Source organism: Pantoea sp. MHSD4, from assembly GCF_021043305.1.
GTDB lineage: Bacteria > Pseudomonadota > Gammaproteobacteria > Enterobacterales > Enterobacteriaceae > Pantoea > Pantoea eucalypti.
In genome coordinates, this window is the sequence record NZ_JAJNDH010000005.1 from 88,550 (window position 1) to 108,052 (window position 19,503).

At 47.7% G+C, this 19,503-nt stretch carries 16 protein-coding genes, 1 tRNA gene and 2 pseudogenes; 10 read left to right on the forward strand and 9 right to left on the reverse strand.

Translation table 11 applies throughout. From position 1 onward, the window contains the following. Window positions 1-91 precede the first annotated feature (91 nt). The 3 genes from deoB to mrdA all read left to right on the forward strand — a co-directional run bounded on the left by deoB (window position 92) and on the right by mrdA (window position 4,147). A complete protein-coding gene (deoB, locus tag LQK91_RS15860) occupies window positions 92-1,315 on the forward strand; it encodes a phosphopentomutase (protein WP_039659340.1) in 1,224 nt (407 codons plus the stop codon). 26 nt (window positions 1,316-1,341) lie between these two features. Further along, the gene (gene deoD, locus LQK91_RS15865) at window positions 1,342-2,055 is read left to right on the forward strand and encodes a purine-nucleoside phosphorylase (RefSeq protein WP_003848553.1); all 714 of its coding nucleotides are present in this window, start codon (window positions 1,342-1,344) and stop codon (window positions 2,053-2,055) included. 220 nt (window positions 2,056-2,275) lie between these two features. Next, a complete protein-coding gene (mrdA, locus tag LQK91_RS15870) occupies window positions 2,276-4,147 on the forward strand; it encodes a penicillin-binding protein 2 (protein WP_105099902.1) in 1,872 nt (623 codons plus the stop codon). Window positions 4,148-4,174: 27 nt separating this feature from the next. Here mrdA and LQK91_RS15875 read toward each other — a convergent pair whose 3' ends face one another. Continuing rightward, window positions 4,175-5,494: a methyl-accepting chemotaxis protein gene (locus LQK91_RS15875; RefSeq protein WP_105099901.1), complete on the reverse strand. Its 1,320-nt coding sequence runs from the start codon at window positions 5,492-5,494 to the stop codon at window positions 4,175-4,177. 223 nt (window positions 5,495-5,717) lie between these two features. Between LQK91_RS15875 and LQK91_RS15880 the strand changes: the two genes are divergently transcribed. Further along, a tRNA-Phe gene (locus LQK91_RS15880) sits at window positions 5,718-5,793 on the forward strand. A gap of 327 nt (window positions 5,794-6,120) precedes the next feature. On the opposite strand, the gene LQK91_RS15885 is transcribed toward LQK91_RS15880, so the two are convergent. After that, the gene (locus LQK91_RS15885; protein ID WP_231001646.1) at window positions 6,121-6,303 is read right to left on the reverse strand and encodes an RAQPRD family integrative conjugative element protein; all 183 of its coding nucleotides are present in this window, start codon (window positions 6,301-6,303) and stop codon (window positions 6,121-6,123) included. A 142-nt stretch (window positions 6,304-6,445) separates the two neighbouring features. Here LQK91_RS15885 and LQK91_RS15890 point away from each other — a divergent pair, with 142 nt between their 5' ends. Next, on the forward strand, window positions 6,446-6,736 hold the full coding sequence (locus LQK91_RS15890; protein ID WP_146257627.1) for a hypothetical protein: 291 nt from the start codon (window positions 6,446-6,448) through the stop codon (window positions 6,734-6,736). Next, window positions 6,714-7,016, forward strand: coding sequence for a hypothetical protein (locus LQK91_RS15895; RefSeq protein WP_146257626.1), 303 nt, complete (start codon window positions 6,714-6,716; stop codon window positions 7,014-7,016). Before LQK91_RS15890 ends, LQK91_RS15895 begins: the two co-directional genes overlap by 23 nt. Before the next feature lies 1 nt (window position 7,017). Here the strand turns inward: LQK91_RS15895 and LQK91_RS15900 are convergent, their stop codons facing one another. From LQK91_RS15900 to LQK91_RS15920, 5 genes and pseudogenes are all read right to left on the reverse strand, one after another. Beyond that, window positions 7,018-7,641 (reverse strand): hypothetical protein, encoded by a 624-nt coding sequence (locus LQK91_RS15900; RefSeq protein WP_105099899.1) that lies wholly within the window; start codon window positions 7,639-7,641, stop codon window positions 7,018-7,020. Window positions 7,642-7,838: 197 nt separating this feature from the next. Beyond that, window positions 7,839-8,366, reverse strand: a pseudogene (locus LQK91_RS15905) (TIGR03759 family integrating conjugative element protein). Window positions 8,367-8,681: 315 nt separating this feature from the next. Beyond that, window positions 8,682-10,406, reverse strand: a complete 1,725-nt coding sequence (locus tag LQK91_RS15910; RefSeq protein ID WP_105099898.1) for an ATP-binding protein — start codon at window positions 10,404-10,406, stop codon at window positions 8,682-8,684. Beyond that, window positions 10,406-11,617 (reverse strand): hypothetical protein, encoded by a 1,212-nt coding sequence (locus LQK91_RS15915; RefSeq protein WP_105099897.1) that lies wholly within the window; start codon window positions 11,615-11,617, stop codon window positions 10,406-10,408. Before LQK91_RS15915 ends, LQK91_RS15910 begins: the two co-directional genes overlap by 1 nt. A 110-nt stretch (window positions 11,618-11,727) precedes the next feature. Further along, window positions 11,728-12,218, reverse strand: a pseudogene (locus LQK91_RS15920) (STY4534 family ICE replication protein). 918 nt (window positions 12,219-13,136) lie between these two features. On the opposite strand from LQK91_RS15920, the gene LQK91_RS15925 reads away from it, so the two are divergent. From LQK91_RS15925 to LQK91_RS15940, 4 genes are all read left to right on the forward strand, one after another. Next, window positions 13,137-14,102 (forward strand): sensor domain-containing diguanylate cyclase, encoded by a 966-nt coding sequence (locus LQK91_RS15925; protein WP_078804952.1) that lies wholly within the window; start codon window positions 13,137-13,139, stop codon window positions 14,100-14,102. A gap of 745 nt (window positions 14,103-14,847) precedes the next feature. Beyond that, window positions 14,848-15,012 carry a general stress protein gene (locus LQK91_RS15930; RefSeq protein ID WP_004571242.1) on the forward strand — a complete coding sequence of 55 codons (165 nt, stop codon included), beginning with the start codon at window positions 14,848-14,850 and terminating at the stop codon, window positions 15,010-15,012. Between the two features lie 503 nt (window positions 15,013-15,515). Then, window positions 15,516-15,998 (forward strand): ferritin-like domain-containing protein, encoded by a 483-nt coding sequence (locus tag LQK91_RS15935; protein ID WP_004571241.1) that lies wholly within the window; start codon window positions 15,516-15,518, stop codon window positions 15,996-15,998. Between the two features lie 10 nt (window positions 15,999-16,008). After that, window positions 16,009-16,515 carry a ferritin-like domain-containing protein gene (locus LQK91_RS15940; RefSeq protein WP_004571240.1) on the forward strand — a complete coding sequence of 169 codons (507 nt, stop codon included), beginning with the start codon at window positions 16,009-16,011 and terminating at the stop codon, window positions 16,513-16,515. A gap of 72 nt (window positions 16,516-16,587) precedes the next feature. On the opposite strand, the gene treF is transcribed toward LQK91_RS15940, so the two are convergent. Both treF and LQK91_RS15950 read right to left on the reverse strand, forming a co-directional pair. After that, window positions 16,588-18,246, reverse strand: coding sequence for an alpha,alpha-trehalase TreF (treF, locus tag LQK91_RS15945; RefSeq protein ID WP_050540840.1), 1,659 nt, complete (start codon window positions 18,244-18,246; stop codon window positions 16,588-16,590). 356 nt (window positions 18,247-18,602) lie between these two features. Further along, window positions 18,603-19,460 carry an SDR family oxidoreductase gene (locus tag LQK91_RS15950; RefSeq protein ID WP_105099896.1) on the reverse strand — a complete coding sequence of 286 codons (858 nt, stop codon included), beginning with the start codon at window positions 19,458-19,460 and terminating at the stop codon, window positions 18,603-18,605. Window positions 19,461-19,503: the final 43 nt, after the last annotated feature.

The following is a 19,503-nucleotide window of genomic DNA, read 5'->3' on the forward strand; positions in this document are numbered from 1 at the left end:
CCAGTAACCGGTGCCAGCCGTGATGCATTCGGGTATACTGATCTGATCGCTTTTTTTTGACTTGTCACGCGCCATAGCGCAGGAGACTTGCATGAAACGTGCTTTTATTATGGTGCTCGATTCCTTTGGAATTGGCTCCAGTAAAGATGCCGATAAATTCGGTGACGTGGGTTCAGATACCTTAGGTCATATCGCCGAAGCCTGTTTTAACGGTGAAGCAGACAAGGGGCGTAAAGGTCCATTGCATCTGCCTAATCTCACCGCGCTGGGTCTGGGCAAAGCCGCAGAGCTGTCTACCGGCCGCTTCCCGCCAGGCCTGGATCCTGAAGCGAAGATCACTGGCGCGTACGCGTACGCCAGCGAGCTTTCGTCAGGTAAAGATACACCGTCAGGCCACTGGGAGATCGCTGGCGTGCCGGTGCTGTTTGACTGGGGCTACTTCAGCGACAAAGAGAACAGCTTCCCGCAGGACCTGCTGGACAAGCTGGTTGAGCGTGCAGACCTGCCGGGCTATCTCGGTAACTGCCACTCTTCCGGTACAGTGATTCTCGACCAACTGGGCGAAGAGCACATGAAAACCGGCAAGCCGATTTTCTATACTTCTGCCGACTCGGTGTTCCAGATCGCCTGTCACGAAGAGACCTTTGGTCTGGATCGTCTCTATGCGCTGTGCGAAATTGCCCGTGAAGAGCTGACTGAAGGTGGCTACAACATTGGCCGCGTTATCGCCCGTCCGTTTGTGGGTGACAAAGCGGGTCAGTTCGAACGTACCGGCAACCGTCACGACCTGGCCGTTGAGCCGCCATCTGCCACTATGCTGAAAAAGCTGGTGGACGAGAAGGGCGGTCATGTGATCTCCGTGGGTAAAATCGCGGATATCTATGCTGAGCAGGGCATCACCAAAAAGGTCAAAGCGACCGGTCTGGATGCGCTGTTTGATGCGACGATTCAGGAGATGAAAATCGCGCCGGATCAGTCGATAGTCTTCACCAACTTCGTTGATTTCGACTCAACCTGGGGACATCGTCGCGATGTAGCCGGTTATGCGGGTGGTCTGGAGCTGTTTGACCGCCGTCTGCCTGAGCTGATGGCGCTGGTTGGCGAAGATGACATTCTGATACTGACGGCTGACCATGGCTGTGACCCGACCTGGCATGGCACCGAACACACGCGTGAGCACATTCCGATTCTGATCTACGGACCGAAAGTGGAGCCGGGTTCACTGGGATACCGTGAAACGTTCGCCGATATTGGTCAGACAATTGCACACTACTTTGGCCTGTCCGAGATGGACTATGGCAAGAACATGCTGTAAATCAGCACTTTAATAAGGATTAAACAATGGCAACCCCACATATTAATGCTGAAATGGGCGATTTCGCTGACGTCGTACTGATGCCTGGCGATCCGCTGCGTGCAAAACACATCGCAGAGACCTTCCTGGAAAACGCGGTTGAAGTGAACAACGTGCGCGGCATGCTGGGCTACACCGGCACCTACAAAGGCCGCAAAGTCTCTGTAATGGGTCACGGAATGGGTATTCCTTCCTGTTCCATCTACACCAAAGAGCTGATCACGGACTTCGGCGTTAAAAAGATCATCCGTGTGGGCTCCTGTGGTGCCGTACGTGCCGACGTAAAACTGCGTGATATCGTGATTGGTATGGGTGCCTGCACCGATTCCAAAGTAAACCGTATGCGTTTTAAAGATCACGACTTCGCTGCGATTGCTGACTTCGACATGGTGCGTAACGCGGTTGATGCGGCGAAAAACCTGGGCGTTGAAGCGCGCGTGGGTAACATCTTCTCTGCCGATCTCTTCTACACCCCGGATCCGCAGATGTTCGACGTGATGGAAAAATATGGCATCCTCGGCGTAGAGATGGAAGCTGCGGGTATCTATGGTGTGGCCGCTGAGTTCGGTGCAAAAGCGCTGACCATCTGTACTGTATCCGACCACATCCGTTCCGGCGAGCAGACCACTGCTGCTGAGCGTCAGACCACCTTCAACGACATGATTAAGATTGCGCTGGAGTCTGTCCTGCTGGGTGATTAATCCGCGCGGCGGGTAATCGTTCCCGCCCGCTGTCCGATCCCCTGTTCAGATCCTCCTTTGCGGGAGGATCTGATTTTCCCGCCTCGCCGTCCCGGTAACATTCACATCAAATGACACACTTTTGCTGAGGCTTGTGCATCTTCGCGCTGGCACCTCTGCATCCGGGCCTTATCATAGTGCGCAATAACAGATAAAAATTAATCGCCTGATATGCCTCCTGATGAACTTTCGTAACTTTGATGCTGAAGAGAAGCTGTTTGCCCGTCGTGCCGCAATAGCCTTTGCTCTGGTCTGTATCTGTTTCACCATTCTTGGCGTAAACCTTTATCGCCTGCAGGTGCGCGATCATAGCTACTACCAGACGCGATCCAACCAGAACGACATCAAGATGATCCCCATCGCCCCGACACGTGGGCTGATTTATGACCGCAACGGTATTCCGCTGGTGCGCAACGTCAGCTGGTACGCCATTACGCTGACCCCATACAAAATCACCGATATGGACGCCACACTGCGGGCGCTGACACCTTTAATTAATCTGACGCCCGATGAGATTGATACGTTCCGCCACGCCCTGAAACAGACCAGTCGTTATAAGCCGGTGATGCTAAAAGAGGAGCTGACGGAAGAGCAGGTCGCGCGCTTTGCGGTCAATCAGTTTCGCTTTACCGGGGCCAGTCTTGAAACCTATCAGGATCGCCAGTATCCCTATGGCGCGGATCTGGCACATGTGCTCGGTTATGTGTCGAAAATCAACGACAGCGACTACAAACGGCTGAACGAAGAAGGCATCGCCGAAAACTATGCCGCTGACCACAATATTGGTAAGCAGGGGATTGAGGGCTATTACGAATCGCTGCTGCACGGCAAGCCGGGTTATCAGGAAGTGGAGGTGGATAACCACGGCCGCATTGTGCGGGTGCTGAAAGAGGTGCCGCCGGTGGCGGGTAAAAACCTGACGCTGACGCTGGACCTGCATCTGCAACAATATATAGAGAGTCTGCTGGCGGGACAGCGTGCGGCGCTGCTGGTTGAAGATCCGCACGACGGCTCAGTGCTGGCGATGGTTTCCAGCCCCAGTTACGACCCCAACCCCTTTGTAAAAGGCATCAGCTATCAGGCCTACAAAAAGCTGCTGCAGGATAAAGACCTGCCGCTGATTAACCGCGTCACGCAGGGCCTTTATCCGCCTGCCTCCACGGTGAAACCCTATATGGCGATGTCGGCGCTGCTGACCCATGTTATTACGCCACAAACGCAGTTCTTTGGCGCGCCGACCTGGACGCTGCCAGGCACCGACCGGCACTATCGCGACTGGAAAAAGAGCGGGCACGGCATGCTGGATGTTACCCGGGCGATTGAAGAGTCTGCCGATACCTTCTTCTATCAGGTGGCATTCATGATGGGCATCGACCGGATTCACACCATGCTGAGCCAGTTTGGCTATGGCAAGTCGACCGGCATCGACCTCAATGAAGAGTACAGCGGCTTACTGCCGAGCCGTGAATGGAAGCAGAAGGTCCATAAAAAGACCTGGTATCAGGGCGATACGGTGTCTGTGGGTATCGGGCAGGGCTACTGGGTTGCGACGCCGATTCAGATGGTGAAGGCGATGGTGGCGCTGATTAATAATGGTCGGGTCATTGCACCGCATCTGCTGGAAAAAACCCAGCGCGGCACGCTGGTTGAGAACTACCATCCCGCGCAGCGCGAGGCGCAGATTGGCGATCCGCATTCACCCTACTGGTCGCTGGTTCGACACGCGATGTTTGGCATGGCTAACGCGCCAAATGGCACAGGTTATAAATATTTCCATACGGCACCTTATGGCATCGCTGCAAAGAGTGGGACATCGCAGGTGTTCAGCCTGCGCCAGAACCAGACTTATAACGCGAAGATGATCCCGGTGCGGCTGCGTGACCATATCTTCTACACCGCTTTTGCGCCGTTTAATGACCCGAAAGTGGCGGTGGCGTTGATTCTGGAGAATGGCGGTAATGAAGGGATTGTTGCGGCACCCGTAATGCGGGCGATTCTGGATCACATCTTTATTCCTTCAGCACCCGAAGCACCTGCTCAGCCTGCACCGTAAAAAGGGGGCGATTGCCCCCTCAACGTGTCAGGCTTTAAGTGTTTTAGTCACCTGACTGATGGCGCGCACGACGTCGGTTGCGCCTTCACGGATTTCCGCAATCACGCCGCCCGCCTCCTGGGCCAGCTGCACGCCCTGATCGGCGCGTTTCAGGTTCGATTCAATCCCTTTCAGCGCCCGGTTCGCCAGCAGGTGGTTTTGCTGTACCCGATTTTCAATGTCGCTGGTGGCGCGATTGATGTTCGCCGCCAGCGTGCGGACTTCGTTAGCGACCACCGCAAAGCTGCGGCCATGAGCTCCGGCACGCGCGGCTTCGATTGCGGCATTCAGCGCCAGCAGGTTAGTCTGATCGGCTATCCGGCGGATACCTTCCACAATCGCGCCGATACGATCGGAGGATTCACTCAGGCCAGTGATATCACCCGAGATCCCCTGCAGTTCACCGGCCAGGGCGTTCATGGTCTGCACACTGCTGGCGATAACATCCGCCCCCAGCTTTGTGCTCTGATCGGTTTGCAGCGCAGTGTGATAAGCCCGCTGTGCCGCGTCATGCTCCTGCTGGTTTTTTTCCACCTGCGCGGTGACATCGGTGGCGAATTTCACGATCTTGTAGAGCCTGCCCTGTTCGTCAAATACCGGATTGTAGGTGGCGCGCAACCAGACCGTTTCACCGCGTTTATTCACGCGGGGAAACTGACCCGAGACAAATTCTCCCCGGTTCAGCTGCTGCCATAATTCACTGTATTCGCGGCTCTCACGCAGGGCCTGCGAACAGAAGCGACTGTGATGAATGCCTTCCACCTCTTCACGACGGTATCCCATGGTTTTCAGGAAGTTGTCATTGGCTTTCAGCACTTCACCTTTAAGGTTAAAGGCGATGACTGCCATTGACCGTTCAATGGCGGTGGTGATGGCGCGCTGCTCATGCGCATCGTTAATATGACCGGTGATGTCGGTCGCCAGTTTGACGATTTTGATCACCCGGCCATGACGGTTCTGTACCGGCACATAATTGGCTTCCAGCCAGATTGGGCGGCTGTTTTTTGCCATACGCAGAAACTTATTGCTGAAGCTTTCGCCCCGGTTCAGTCGCAGCCAGAAATCCTGATACTCCCGCGACTGCAGCTGTTCCGGAGTGCAAAACAGGCTGTGGTGCTGGCCTTCAATCTCAGCCAGCGTGTAGCCCATGCGCGCCAGAAACAGCGCGTTGGCGCTAAGAATGGTGCCATCGGGAGAGAACTCAATCATGGCGATGGAGCCGTTGAGAGAGCTCAGCGTGGCAACTGAGTGTGAGCGCTTCTGCCAGCTATGGCGCGAAGCGATGCCTGATGTAATGGTGGAAAACATGGCGATCCTTATTATTAGTGTTGGTCTCGCATCCTATATCGGCAAAATCGCGGCACAATGCAGCCTTAACTCGCTCCGCTGAGTGAAATTTATCCGGCTGGCCGTGAGGTTTTTGCGGCGGCTCAAAACCAGTCATTGAGTTGATGGAAAAGCGGTCAATCGAGTGAGTTTCGGCGAAAAGCGTTTGACGCTGCCGGGCCGCTTTGGTTTAATGCGGCCCGTTGCCCGAATAGCTCAGTCGGTAGAGCAGGGGATTGAAAATCCCCGTGTCCCTGGTTCGATTCCGGGTTCGGGCACCATCTTTAAAGAACCCGCCTCTGGCGGGTTTTTGCGTTTATGGCAATCACCATTGCTTATCCGCTGTTTGATTTACTTCAACCACTAATCCAATCAATGCCGACGGCTTTACTGCCCAAAGAAACAGCACGCACAGTAGTAGCCCAACGGACACAGAACGCTAATATTGATGTTGCCGGATACCGTTATAAAAGCGTTGATCTGCAAGGCAGTCATCGCCCTAGCGAACGGCCTCGCGTGTAGTCGCCGCTAACCTTGCCGTGATCCAGCGGCTACGCACGGGAAGGCTGCGTGTAGTGGTCGATGCCAGCACGCTTGGTGTTGAGGTCTTAATTGGCGTTTTTGTAGTTGAACAGATAACGACGACGGTTATTGGGATCGCACTGCGCGGCGACGGTACGGGCGCGGTCGAGAGAGGGCTGGGCTTGGTCGAGTAGGCGTTGGGTGGTGGCGAGTTCGTCGAGTTCAGAAGTTGCGGAAAAGAATGATGTGAATATTAAAAAATTACCCACCACAGTTCGTGTGGCCTTAGATAAAGATAAAATTTCATGTATTCACCCTCTTAACGATATTTATTTACAATCATTATTAAGGCTGAGTATTACATACAGCCTAAAATAGTATATATTTCTGATAAATCAAAAGAGGAAATTCATGAATATTTTTAAGCCTGTTTTATCAAGTCGAAGAAGAATATTTACCTTGAGTTTTATTCTGTCAAATGGCTTTGGGGTTTATTGTTATTTGCACCCGACAGAACCAAGTAGTGAAATTGGCGGAAATTTGATTGGCGACTGGCGAGTTGATTATCAATATGGTTATGGGGAATACTCTGAAAGAGTTACAGGGATAACATCATACTTTGCCAATGGGAAATATAATTTTTCCGGAAATTTGATTGTTGAAGGGGGGGGCGGGAGACATGGTGAAAGTCACTTATCATAGTGATGCTACAGGTACGTGGGTAAGATATGATAATAAAATAATAACTTCAATGGATAACATGAAGTCATTCCCCATTAAGCTTCAATTGAACGGCAAGGAAATCCCAAAAGAAATAATCGAAAAGAGTGAGGCAATGAAGAAGTATTACCCAGAAGACGTGAGGGCTACAGGAAAAAACCAACAGTACGAGGTAGTCGAGGAAAGAAAAGATTCCATAACTTTTAGAACTATTAATCCGTATGGGAGCAATTTTGATTCTTTAATGAAAAGAGTTAAGTGATTCAAACATAATTGCTGGTTTTTAGAAAAATCACTGAGCTCTCTATCCGGCCAATGGCATGCCAGGTACGTAAAAATGTAAATGTGAAAAATACAAGCATGATTGGAAACCCTACATCAAGAATGCCGTTAATAATTATCCAAAACCATTGTCCTGAATGGAGGGTTTCATCAATGTTTGCTAGCGGGTTAGTTCCCCAATGATTATTAATAAAAATTGCCGATATGAAATAACAGGTAAGCGCAAAGGACATATTCATCACTCTCATCTTTTTTATTTTCTTGCTTGAATTCCAACCGGCATTCAAATCGACACGAACCATCCCATTAATAAATCTTAGTTTGAATGCGTTGACATATCTTTTTACTTTTAAATATTCCTCTGTTGCCATATATGGATGGTGGTGTTTTAGTAATACAGCTATATCACTAAATGGCATTGGTTCACATTTAAATGCCGAAGAAAATAAAAATTCAACAAGGAGTTTATTAGGAGTGCTTTTTTCAATTTCTTTAGCTAGTTCAATAACTATGGAACTTTTGTCTTTCCTCACGCTATTAGTGTACACAAAATAACTTACCAATATACCCAATAAAGGTAATACAAAAGATATTAATAGTGTCATTATGCTTTTAACTTCCATTTGAATTTTGTTAGGATTGTAAAAAGGTATAAAAATTTTAATGGAAAATCCAGTAGTAAGCGAGTAAAGCGACTCAGCTGGAACGTCATGCTACTTAGCGACTTTCTGATAACCTGATGGCACGCTTTGCAAGCTGGTTGACGCCACAGAGCTGGCGGCACTCAACAACAAAGCGACGGTTAGAACACAGCGATATGCCATCCGCTTTCCCCCTGCTGGAGCAGAACAGGCAGGATGCCGTTGCCGTAGCGCATCCAGCGGCCTCCGTCGTGGTTCAGGGTGATGCGTCGTTCGCGGACTTGTTCGGCAGGAATGCGATGCTGCTGCGCCCAGTTGCGGAGTTTCTGATCGCTGCCTTCACTATCGACAAGGTAGATATCAACGGGGCGTTTATCGGCGAGAAAAGCGGAGAGTCATGCATCGCAGCGCTGGCAATTTGCTTCGCGCACGAACAGCGCTAAGCGACCACCGGAGTCATGCGAGATACCTGCGGCGTTGCCCATGTTAACCGGTAGCATGTTGGGCATCAGGCGCTTCCAGGCAGCATCAACTTCACGCTGGAATTTAAGTTCTTTTTCGGTGCGCTCGTATTCCTGTTTTACCCAATGTTCTGCGTAGTGACGGCGCTCGGTGTCGTTGCGGGCTTCAATTCCTGGAGTGCTTAATGGGCCAAGCGAAGGAGACTGAGCTCCTCTAACACCGTTCATTAGTAATCTATATCGAGAATATTCTTCTTCAGTAAGTCATGTAGTTAAATTTGAATCCTCAGCGTTGGATTTTTTCGCTTGGAGTAATGCAACTCCACCCTTATTACTTTTGTGCTCTAGATAATCTGCGCTTGAGGTAAACGGTATAGTAATCAGGAAGGTTACTATGCTTTTCAATCCAATTGGTTTCATATTACTTCACCGTTAGAGTGTTCATGCAAAAAAATATATATGTATATAAGATGGCGAACACTCTAACCGTTAAAATAGATTTCCTTATAGAAAACTCCCCCCTCTTTAACAGAGGGGGTGACACTATTCTTTTGGCTTCCAAGTCTGAATTATCTTTTCAAAATTCACTAACTTCCATTGTTCTGACCAAATGTCATAGAATGGTATATCAGTCGAGCTTGGTTCCGGATTACAGCTATCAATAATAACCCTAGAGGGTAATGTTATTGAGTCTCCAATGAGCAAAGCCTCTCCACATTTTAATATTGGTAAGTTATCAACCATATTCCCAGCAGTGTCCGGCATTAATTTCTTTATTGTTCTTTGGTCTTCTGGGTTGGTTAATCTCATGGAAATGAAGTTGTTACATTGCGAGAATATGGTTTCTGAAACTTCAGATGGCCTTTGACTCACAATAGCCAAAGTTACACCATATTTCCTGCCTTCCTTTGCAAGTCTTTCAATGGCGAATTTTGATGCTCTGTATTTTCCCAAATCACTTCTAGGGATATATTTATGTGCTTCCTCATAAACTAATAATAGAGGTACGTCTGAAACCTTGCTCTCTTGTAAGCAACGCTTTGTGTAATACCCAAATTCAAATAGCACTCTGGTTATCAAAGAAACCGTTATACTAATTACTTCAAATGGAATGCCGCTAAGGTTTATTACTGTAACGTTAGATTTTTTATCCATATAACCGATGAATTGCTTTAATATTTCATCAAGCCCAATATAATTAACATCATTAAATAAAAATCGTAAGCGTCCATTATTCAGGATGTTTTCTAATCGAATAATTAATCTATCAAACTCTCCATTGAATGGACCATTAACAAGACTGCTTTCCTTGACGAAATCAAACTCCTCATTGAAGTAACATGGCAATCTCTCATTAATTACTAAGGTTGAATTCGCTACAGGTTTTTTTCCATCCTTCTTACTGATGAGTTCATTGGTCATGTTTTTTAAATAGGTGACCACTTCTCTTATATCAAAATAGTGAGGCGAGTCGAAATAAACCTTTTGCCCTGGGTTGTGAAGTTCTTTATTCTTTGTTACTGCATATCTAAACTGGGATACTTGGTTGTGTGAGTTGTTTTCTGAGCTTTCAATGAAGAGTTCAGATAGCTCCTCATCATTCAAAAGCCAATATGGTATTTTTATGTTTTTTTCATCAACATAGTTGCAATTTGGAAATGCAGAACGATATTCACCATGAATATCAAATATAACTATATGGGAATTGTTTAATTCACTATAGTCAGTTGATTTAACAGCTGTTGCAGACTGAATGATTCGCGCAACTGTGTGAGACTTCCCCGACCCCGTAGATCCTACAATTGCAAAGTGTTTGTTGAAAAATTTATTCCCATTTACTGGGGTTCTTATTTCTGTATTTTGGGATAAAGACGAAAAATCAAACTTATCGCTTTTATTTAACCCGGTATTAAAAATGATATTGAGGTCGTCACTTTCAAGTATTCTAATGTCATTTACTGGTGGTAAAGGGATGCCATGACCACCCCGAAGAAATATTTTTCTATCAGTCTTATGGGTTAGTGTCCCAATAAGACTCACTTCAAGGATAAATGATGTTATGGAATAGGAATTGGCATCGCCACCTCCCATGTCTTTTATTTTATAGTTATCAATAATACCAATTGCATCTTTTTTTATCGTACTTCGGCATGGGATTGCTACATAGCTCCCTATGCTAAACTCTCCCTCGAATGATGAGGGTTCTAAAATCTCAATTGAAACTTTATCAAATGAGACACTAACAATCTTGAAGTTATCAGACTCCATTATTTCCTCCTGAGTAAGTGAGTTATTTCTTCAGTTGATAGCCCAAAATAGGAAGTGATTAAGCCTCCATTTTTTTTAAATTGTTCATTAGCAGAGGAACAATCAAATGCAATTGATATTCTAGGTAAAAATAAATGGCTTGCGCTCTTATAATTATCCATGGTGATTAACTTCATTTTGAATGAGATTTGGTCGAGTGATTCAGTAACCTTTCCTCTCGATGTCGTTTTTCTCGTAAAAAAATGTTGCTTTGAAAAATAATCAACATTAAATTCTACGCTTTCAAAGCCATCATTGTAATATAATTTTTGTTGTAGAAGATGCCTCTTTAAATACAAAGGGATTTCGAAGTCTAAAATAAATGTAATGGGTTTTACATCATACGTAGCGCGATTATAGTGCCCCTCTATAACATTGGTAATTAACTTGCAAAGTCCGCTTTCATCTTTTGATAACTCACGACCTAAAAAGACATGGATGTCTTTATCAATTGTTGGCAGGTTCAATTCTTTTTTATATATTTTTAATATTCTTTCTCGTTTCTGATGATAGTCAGCTAGAGAATGGAAAATCGTTTTACGTGCAAATTTTACTCCTTGAATAAGTCCTTCCCGACTACACTTTCGTGTAGAAGGATCAGAATTAGTGATCACAAGATTTCTTAAATACTCAGCCATTAAACAATAATAGATTTGAGCTTCTTCTTCATTAGCTGCTAGACCTATTTTAATTAATATTTTTATCAAGGATTCATATTGAGAGTCATAATTAGGAGCAAATGCTATTTCAAAATTTTTGTTAAAATCGCTTCTTATTTTTGGAGTGAAATTAGCCACAAAACCAGCGAGTTTTTTTAACTTATCAGACGATTTAACTGTTAAGTTAATATTCAATAATTCATCAAGATCAGAATCTGATAGTTTTAAAATATTTGGTTCTTTATCTGCAAAGTAACAATACAGTGAAAAGTCACAATTAGGATTATCTATGTGATCATTAATTAACTTTATTACAGGTTCTCGAATTTTACTGTAACTAAAGTTTTGTGTTTCTTTATGCTTAACTTGATAAACTATGTTAGAAGAATTGATGTCTTGGATGTTCTCAATAAAAAACTCTTGCGTATCTGATTTTGCTAGTAAAATCTCGCTAATTGCCTTATCTAATTGAAAGTTAAAGCCTTTAATTGCGTAGTACCCACCATCCTCCATGACTATCTCCTTGAGGCTTCAAAAAGTTGATTCTATTATTTATAAAAACCATTAGCATTTTTTTATGGTTGGCGCAATAAAAAAGCCTCAACTTAGTTGAGGCTTGATGTTTAAAACGAGTTAGCAGCATAGTCGATTCTATTGTCTCGATTTTTAGGTGGTATAAACTCAGTCTTTTCAACCTTATAAACCATCGCCTGACCAATCTTAATCCAATCGACCTTAATCAGTCTGGCTTTCAAGCTAACGCGCTGTTCGCCTGCATGATCACCTTTGTTGAGCGTGAAAATGTCAGACGTCAGGTTGCTGAGAGTAAATCCAAGCAGCACTTTCTGGTCTTCGTCTACTGCTTTCTGGCAGAGGCTTGTAAGGTGCGTTGTTTTTTTACCAGCGACAGTGGCATCAAAGCGCACATAGGCAGGGTTGCCTGTAGGGCCGCTCAGCGCATTAATCACCACGCTGAGGAAGCTGCCAGTGCGGGTTTCAATTCTGCGAATGTTGCTCAGATAACCAGATCCTTGATGTTGAGGTTGAAGTATTGAGCTTTGGAAACAGTGGTATTGGTGTTGTTTGCAGCGTTGTTGGTAGTGGTAGCAGTCATGATGTTTACTCCAGGAGTGAGAAATACTGACGGAGAAACATTCATCCCTGACGGATAAGTTCTTTCCGTCATGAAGCGCAGATAGCTATGCCGCACTGGCTGGTTAGTACAAAGAACCTCATCAAACTGGTGACATCCGTATTAAGAGGTTTAGCGGCTCCACTACTGCAAAAGCAGCCCTTCTCTCAGATCACCAAGTTTAAATGGCAACTGTGTAAACTTCTCTCTCAAGCAGCTAAAACATAGGCTTGTTGTTGAAACAACAAGCCTATGTTTTAGTGTCCTGCAGCTAAAAGCGGCTGTCGGCGATAAAATAGTTTTGTAGAGATGAAAATAAAAAGGCGCCAGCAATTGCCAGCGCTTAGGGCCTGCACGCAGACCGTTAGTCTATTCGTTACTCCGGGAGTTTAAACTCCGGCGCGCTTTTCACGAATGACGTGGACCTTACAGACCAAATCAGATGTGCGGTAATTTGCCTGCCGTGATGATGATTTTCTGTCACCGTAACGGGATGTATTTTCTGTGGGCATCCGAAGGCATGCTCGGGTGTACAACTGATAGTTTTAGTCAATGTCAGGTTGCTGCATTGAAGACGGTAAAATCATACCTAAACTTTGTAGCAGGGGATAGAAATCCCCAGATTCCTGGTTTGATATACCCGCTACATCCTGGAACATCCCCGAACAATCCGAATTTCGTCTATAGTCGCTCATTCCAGTTCTTAATTCAGTAGCAATACAAATAGATTTCACGTCGAAATCACTTTGCCGTCCCGGCTCTGTGCTGCATTGCAAGAGCGTTGCCGCCTGAAATCCTGTCCAGCCTGCAATTGACCGGGGCTAATCGTGTTTTATAAGGCACCCTTTACAGAATCAACCTGACAGGCACAATAGCCCTTTTTCCAGCTCCGTCACGGTCATGTCAGAAGAAGCGCTGCGTCTGCAGATACAGAACCTGAAAAAGCATAATGCGCGTCTGAAGCGTATAGCGCATGACGCCCGTACAAAGCTTAACGCGGCGCTCGATGGTACCGGACTGTTCCTGTGGCAGCTTGATATTCCCAGTGGCAAGCTGGTGATCTTCAACCGGCGCTGGGGAGCGATGCTCGGGTTCCAGCCGAAAGAGACCGACGCCAATTTCGAATCCTGGAAGGAGAGTCTGCATCCCGAGGATGCCGATGAGGTTTTGCAAGCCTTTAACGATCACATCGCCGGGAAAGCGCCTTACTACGAAGCACTTCACCGCATGATTGCCAAAAACGGCAGTATTACGTGGGTGCTGGATCGGGGGCGGGTCAGTGAGTGGAATGCCCATGGCGAGCCTGTCAAAGTCATTGGCACGCATATCGACATGACCAAAGAGAAGCAATATGAAGAGCAGCTTGCCCTGCTGGCGCTTCACGATCCCCTGACGATGCTTAACAATCGCCATGCTTTGCAGAACTATTTCTGTGAGCTGAAAGCACAGGGGCCACTCTGTGTCATCTTTATCGATCTGGATAACTTCAAACACGTCAACGACACCCTGGGTCATCGCAGCGGTGATGAAGTGCTGATCCAGCTAAGCCATCGGTTTACCGAACTCGCGCCAGCAGAAGTGATGATTGGCCGGCTCGGCGGTGATGAGTTCGTACTGTTATTGCCGTTTGCGATTGACCATCCGCAGGTCAGACAACTGGCCCATGCCTGCCTTGACGCCGTGCTTGCCCCATTTGATATGGCAAATGGTCACGCCCTGATAGGGGCTTCTGTCGGGGTGTCACAGGTACAGGGAAGAGATGATTTTGATACTGCCCTTGCGCGCGCTGATGAAGCGATGTACCGCATTAAGAAAAACGGCAAGCGCGGCGTGGCGTTTGATCACGCTTTCCCGGATCCACTCTGACTCCGATTAACCCGGCATAGGCTTTGCCAGCTCCTGTTGAAAGACTTTATCTTCAGTTACTGCCTACTCTCACCCACAACATTTTGTACTTTGTTTTGCGCCTGCGTGTGCAATTTCCGCGTATCGCTGCAAAAATCACTTTTAGTACTATTCTGAAAATTCAATTTCACTGCCAGAATATGTAAGTCTTACCGCTTCGGTTAAAGTGCAATATCCGACTTAAATCCGAGTCTCTTTCAAATTAAAAAATTTATTCAAATCAGGATAATTGATCATTTAATGATCAATTTCGGCTGTTTTCAGCTATCGTGATCAAGGTTTACGCTTCGCTTATTTACAACGATAAGAAGGGGAAGTTAAAATCCTATTTATCGCTTCGCTTAGTGAAATTGATCGTTTGTTGATCATATTCACTACCTGATATTGATTAAACTATCCACTTACCGCTTCGCTTATATTTTTTTCAATTGGACATTTTTTGAAAATGATCGATTAATAGGGCGCGGCGATTTTAGTTATAAAGCTTTTTCATGCCGCGGCTCTTTTATCAATAGAAAGGAGCATTGGTTGAAATCCGCTATCAATCCGGTTGAGGGTATTACGAGCAATAAACCAGAACTGTGACGGGTTTTTTATTTATCTCACTTGATTGGTCCGTTTTTCTGACTACATTTATGTTGCTGAATCGGCCTGATGAAGTGTTAACTGTGCAAATTCCAATTTTTAATATTCAAAGAGGACGCATATGACTCAATATCGCGGTGGGGCCGGGAATTTTGCGGCCGACAAAGAGCGTGCTGCTGAAGCAGGACGCAAAGGAGGCCAGAAAAGCGGCGGTAACTTTAAGAACGATCCTGAACGTGCCATTGAAGCGGGGCGCAAAGGAGGTAAGGTTAGCCGCCGGAGCTGAAAGTCTTTAACACTGCTGTGACGGCAGGGTTACTCTGTTAGCCGGGCATTTTGAATCTGTTTAGTTCCTCGCGAAGATAATTACTCCCTGAATTATGTCATTGCTCCATCATTGGCAATAGCGGGAGCTGTTAATTGAACCGGAAGAGTTTACTCTTCCGGTTTTTTATTTCCGATAGGTTAAAGCTATACGATTTAATAAAACCGTGTACAACTAAGTTTTGACTGGTTCTTTTTTTATGCAGTTAATCTGAAAAAATGTATACAGTGTTTTATTACTTTGTACAAATTACGATGCAGCTAGCGAAGCCGCAAACATAAAAACATTCCCCAGCTAAATGTCTGCTGTAAAAAGGAAAATGCATTTTACATGCCACTTTTGTCTTAAATTCATACTGACGCAGCGTGCGATATTAAAAATCTCCACTAGACTTTTCAGGTGTCAACGATATGACTGGCGTTGCGTTATTACCGACGCAGCGTTTTAAACAATGAGGCTATCTTATGACAGTGAAAACGTTAAACGACCTGTTCATCCATGACCTATCCGATGTTTACAGCGCTGAGAAACAGATAACCCGTGCATTACCTAAAATGGCGCGTGCAGCCAGTGACGAAAATCTTATCGCTGCGTTTAATCAGCATCTGGAAGAGACCCGTGCGCAGATTGAACGACTCGACGAGCTGGTGGAAGTGACACCTGAAGTCAAAATTAAAAGAATGAAATGTCATGCGCTTGAAGGTCTGGTTGAAGAAGCACAGGAAATTATCGACTCGGTTGAAAAAGGTGAGATTCGCGATCAGGGGCTGATTGGTGCTGCACAGAAAGTTGAGCACTATGAGATCGCGACCTACGGCACTCTGCATGCGCTGGCACTGAAGCTGGGTTACACCAAAGCGGCAGAGCTACTGGAAGCTACTCTGAACGAAGAGAAGCAAACGGATGAGAAACTCACCCAGGTAGCCGAGTCTATTACCGTCTCTTAAGGAGTAATACATGACTGCTATAGAACATTATCATGACTGGCTGCGCGATGCGCATGCCATGGAAAAGCAGGCTGAAAGTATGCTGAGCAAGATGGCTGGCCGTCTTGAGCACTATCCGGCGCTGGAACAGCGTCTGGCGCAGCATCTGGAAGAGACTAAACATCAGCTGACACTGCTGGAGCAGCTGCTCGACACTCACGGTATCGATCACTCTGTGATGAAAGATGCGATGGGCAAAATGGCGGCGGCCGGTCAGGCTGTTGGCGGTATGTTCAATTCGGATGAAGTCGTGAAGGGCGCTATCAGTGGTTATGTCTTCGAGAATGCTGAGATCGCCAGCTACACCAGCCTGATTGCCGCGGCAGAGCAGGTAGGTGATACGCAGGGCGTACGCATACTTAACGAGATCCGTGACCAGGAAGTGGCGATGGCTGAGTGGCTGCTGCAGAACCTGCCAGAGATCACTCAGCAGTTTCTGCAGCGTGCGTCACAGCCGGGCGTGGAAGCGAAGAAGTAGTGCTGAATAGCGCGCATGAAAAAGCCGGGGATTCCCGGCTTTTTGCGTTAGTGCTTTTCAGGCTGGTGATATTCAGTCAGCCATTAAATGTCCATACATCGTCATCAGCTTACGCGTCACGCCGTTAGTCCAGCCAAAGCCATCCTGTAACGGATATTCACCGCCGCCGCCAGGACGCGCACGCTCACCGCTGATGTCATATTTCTCTACCAGCTTGTGATGCAACTGATAGAAGTTATTGACCGTATTCAGCCAGTTCACAGCCACTTCTGTTGCCAGCGTCTCTTCGCCATAGTTATTCAGGCCAACAATTGCCATCCACTGCATGGGTGCCCAGCCGTTAGGCCGATCCCACTGCTCCCCGCTTTCGACCATTGAGGTCAGCAGACCGCCGTTGCTCAGCAGCAGATGACGCAACGAGATCGCCTGCAGATGCGCCTGATGCGGCGTCGCCAGGCCCACAAACAGCGGAACCACTGAAGCTACGGTAAAGGCACCGAAACGCTCACGACGCCAGTCATAGTCGCGGAACACACCGGCGGTGCTGTCCCACAGATAACGGGTAATCGCACGTTTACGCGCTTCCGCCTTTTTCTGCCACGCCAGCGCCGTCAGCTCTTCACCTTTGGCGTGCGACAGGGTCGCGATCATCAGCTCCAGCTTGTACAGGAATGCGTTCAGATCGATGGGGATAAACTGAGTCGTTCGGATGCTCGACAGGCGTTTAGGATTTCGCAGCCAGCGAGATGAGTAATCCCACCCTGACTCCGCGCCAGCACGCAGATCACGATAGACTTCGCTGGCCGGACGTTTAGATTCGCGGGCAGTTTCGACATCTTCCATCCACGACTCATCACGCGGCGTATCGCGATCATCCCAGTAGCGGTTAAGCAGGGAGCCGTTTGGCATCCGCACCACGTGACGATAAGCCTGGTTCGGCATCAGTGAGCCCGCGCCATCCATCCAGAACTGATACTCCTTCATCAGCTGTTCCTGATAGCGTTTCGCACCGCGCACGCCATCTTCTTCGAACAGCTCTACCATCAGTGCAAACACGGGCGGCTGAGAACGGCTGAGATAGTAGGTACGATTGCCGTTTGGCACATGACCGTAGTTATCGATCAGCCAGGCAAAGTTGTCCGCCATGTGACGGAGCAGATCATCGCGGCCTGATTCTGCCAGGCCGAGCATGGTGAAGTAGGAGTCCCAGTAATACGTTTCGCCAAAGCGTCCCCCTGGCACGACATAAGGTTTCGGCAACGGCAGCAGTGATGAGTGCGGCATATGCTGTTGCGGCATTTTGGTCAGAACCGGCCACAGGTCATCAATATGCTCGTTGAGGGTTTTATCCGGGTTAGAGACATAAAAGCTTTCGTTTACGCCAGGCAGATAAAAATGATCGGCGACAAAACGCGACAGGTCGAAATCACTGCTGCGTTTCTGTCGACGATAGCGCATCAGCACATCCAGCGGATCGTACTTAGGCGAACAGTCGGGGAAGGTTTTGCTATCCTCGAAAATCCGCGACATCTGGACATGTTCAAACAGTTCCAGATAACGATCGGCAGGGGTGAGTGCATCCGGAGCCGGTAAGCCTTCAATCAACTCCGGCTCGGGCTCAGAATCCTGCATGCGTTCCAGTTTCAGTTCATGGGGATCGTATTGATACTCAACTTCCGCCCCGGCACGAACCTCTTCAAGTGCATTTTGTTGCTGGCGATGGGTATTAATAACGGCCTCCTGAGCGGTCGTGGTTGCACAAAAGACAAATTATAGACCTCTCATTCAGCGGAACAACAATGCAGAATATCTATGAACGTAATAAAAATTGTCTATTAATCTAGGTTTTTTGATAAATCCCAGACAATTCAACCAAATATAGCAGTGTTCACAAAAAATACATTTCAGATGAATCTCTTAACGGAATGGATAAAAAAATTCAAACTGAAGAAAACTGGCGTTTATTCACATTTTGTAAAAGATAGCCGGGCCGAAAAGGGTGCAGAAAATGGCATACGTAACGGAACGCCGCGCAGAAAGGAGCAGGGAACTAAGCGGGCCTGGTTGCCCGCTCGTTGACAGCAGAATCAGGTGTTCGCCAGCGCCGCGCGAACGACTGTCTGCCAGGGCGTGGTCGGGCGACCAATCAGTTTGCTCAGCTGGCGGGAGTCATTGTACAAACCGCCTTTCTCTGCACCGGCATCCGAGTCTGCCAGCATCTCCGCCAGACCCTCTGGCAGGCCAGCACCCTTAAGCGCGGCGGCAAAATCAGCCTGAGACAGATTGACGTAATCAACCTTCTCACCACTCTGCGCGGCAATCTCTGCAGCAAACTGCGCCAGCGTGTAGCTGTCGTCGCCTGCCAGTTCATACACTTTGCCCGCCTGATCCTCACGGGACATGACTTCAGCCGCCGCTTCAGCGTAATCCTGACGGGCTGCAGACGCGATGCGACCTTCACCCGCCGCGCCGATAAATGCATGATGCGCCAGCGCAGGTGGAATGCTGGCGGCATAGTTTTCGGTGTACCAGCCATTACGCAGCAGGGCGAAGGGGATGCCGGAGGCTTTCAGCAGCGCTTCTGTGGCGCGATGTTCAACGCCTAAGCCCAGTGGTGAGGTGTCCGCATGCAGCAGGCTGGTATAGGCGATGAAGCCTACGCCCGCCGCCTGTGCCGCTTCAATAACGGCTTTATGCTGCGCTTCACGCTGACCCACCTCACTGCCGGAGATGAGTAGCAGTTTATCGACGCCTGCAAAAGCGGCCCTGAGCGTTTCTGGCTGACTGTAGTCGGCCTGTCGGACCGTGATGCCCTGCGCCGCAAGATCGGCCGCTTTGGCGGGTGTACGGACAGCAGCGACGATCTCTTCTGCCGGCACTTTTTTCAGTAAAGCTTCGATAACGAAACGGCCCAGCTGGCCGGTGGCACCTGTTATTGCAATCATGCTATGACTCCTGTGGCTGTTGTTGAAATCCAGACTAAGATAT

Excerpts from the sequence above, each read along its gene's own strand:
- deoB (WP_039659340.1), top strand. The coding sequence starts at position 92 with ATGAAACGTGCTTTTATTATGGTGCTCGATTCCTTTGGAATTGGCTCC.
- deoD (WP_003848553.1), top strand. The coding sequence starts at position 1,342 with ATGGCAACCCCACATATTAATGCTGAAATGGGCGATTTCGCTGACGTC.
- mrdA (WP_105099902.1), top strand. The coding sequence starts at position 2,276 with ATGAACTTTCGTAACTTTGATGCTGAAGAGAAGCTGTTTGCCCGTCGT.
- LQK91_RS15875 (WP_105099901.1), bottom strand. The coding sequence starts at position 5,494 with ATGTTTTCCACCATTACATCAGGCATCGCTTCGCGCCATAGCTGGCAG.
- LQK91_RS15890 (WP_146257627.1), top strand. The coding sequence starts at position 6,446 with ATGAATATTTTTAAGCCTGTTTTATCAAGTCGAAGAAGAATATTTACC.
- LQK91_RS15895 (WP_146257626.1), top strand. The coding sequence starts at position 6,714 with ATGGTGAAAGTCACTTATCATAGTGATGCTACAGGTACGTGGGTAAGA.
- LQK91_RS15900 (WP_105099899.1), bottom strand. The coding sequence starts at position 7,641 with ATGACACTATTAATATCTTTTGTATTACCTTTATTGGGTATATTGGTA.
- LQK91_RS15910 (WP_105099898.1), bottom strand. The coding sequence starts at position 10,406 with ATGGAGTCTGATAACTTCAAGATTGTTAGTGTCTCATTTGATAAAGTT.
- LQK91_RS15915 (WP_105099897.1), bottom strand. The coding sequence starts at position 11,617 with ATGGAGGATGGTGGGTACTACGCAATTAAAGGCTTTAACTTTCAATTA.
- LQK91_RS15925 (WP_078804952.1), top strand. The coding sequence starts at position 13,137 with ATGTCAGAAGAAGCGCTGCGTCTGCAGATACAGAACCTGAAAAAGCAT.
- LQK91_RS15930 (WP_004571242.1), top strand. The coding sequence starts at position 14,848 with ATGACTCAATATCGCGGTGGGGCCGGGAATTTTGCGGCCGACAAAGAG.
- LQK91_RS15935 (WP_004571241.1), top strand. The coding sequence starts at position 15,516 with ATGACAGTGAAAACGTTAAACGACCTGTTCATCCATGACCTATCCGAT.
- LQK91_RS15940 (WP_004571240.1), top strand. The coding sequence starts at position 16,009 with ATGACTGCTATAGAACATTATCATGACTGGCTGCGCGATGCGCATGCC.
- LQK91_RS15950 (WP_105099896.1), bottom strand. The coding sequence starts at position 19,460 with ATGATTGCAATAACAGGTGCCACCGGCCAGCTGGGCCGTTTCGTTATC.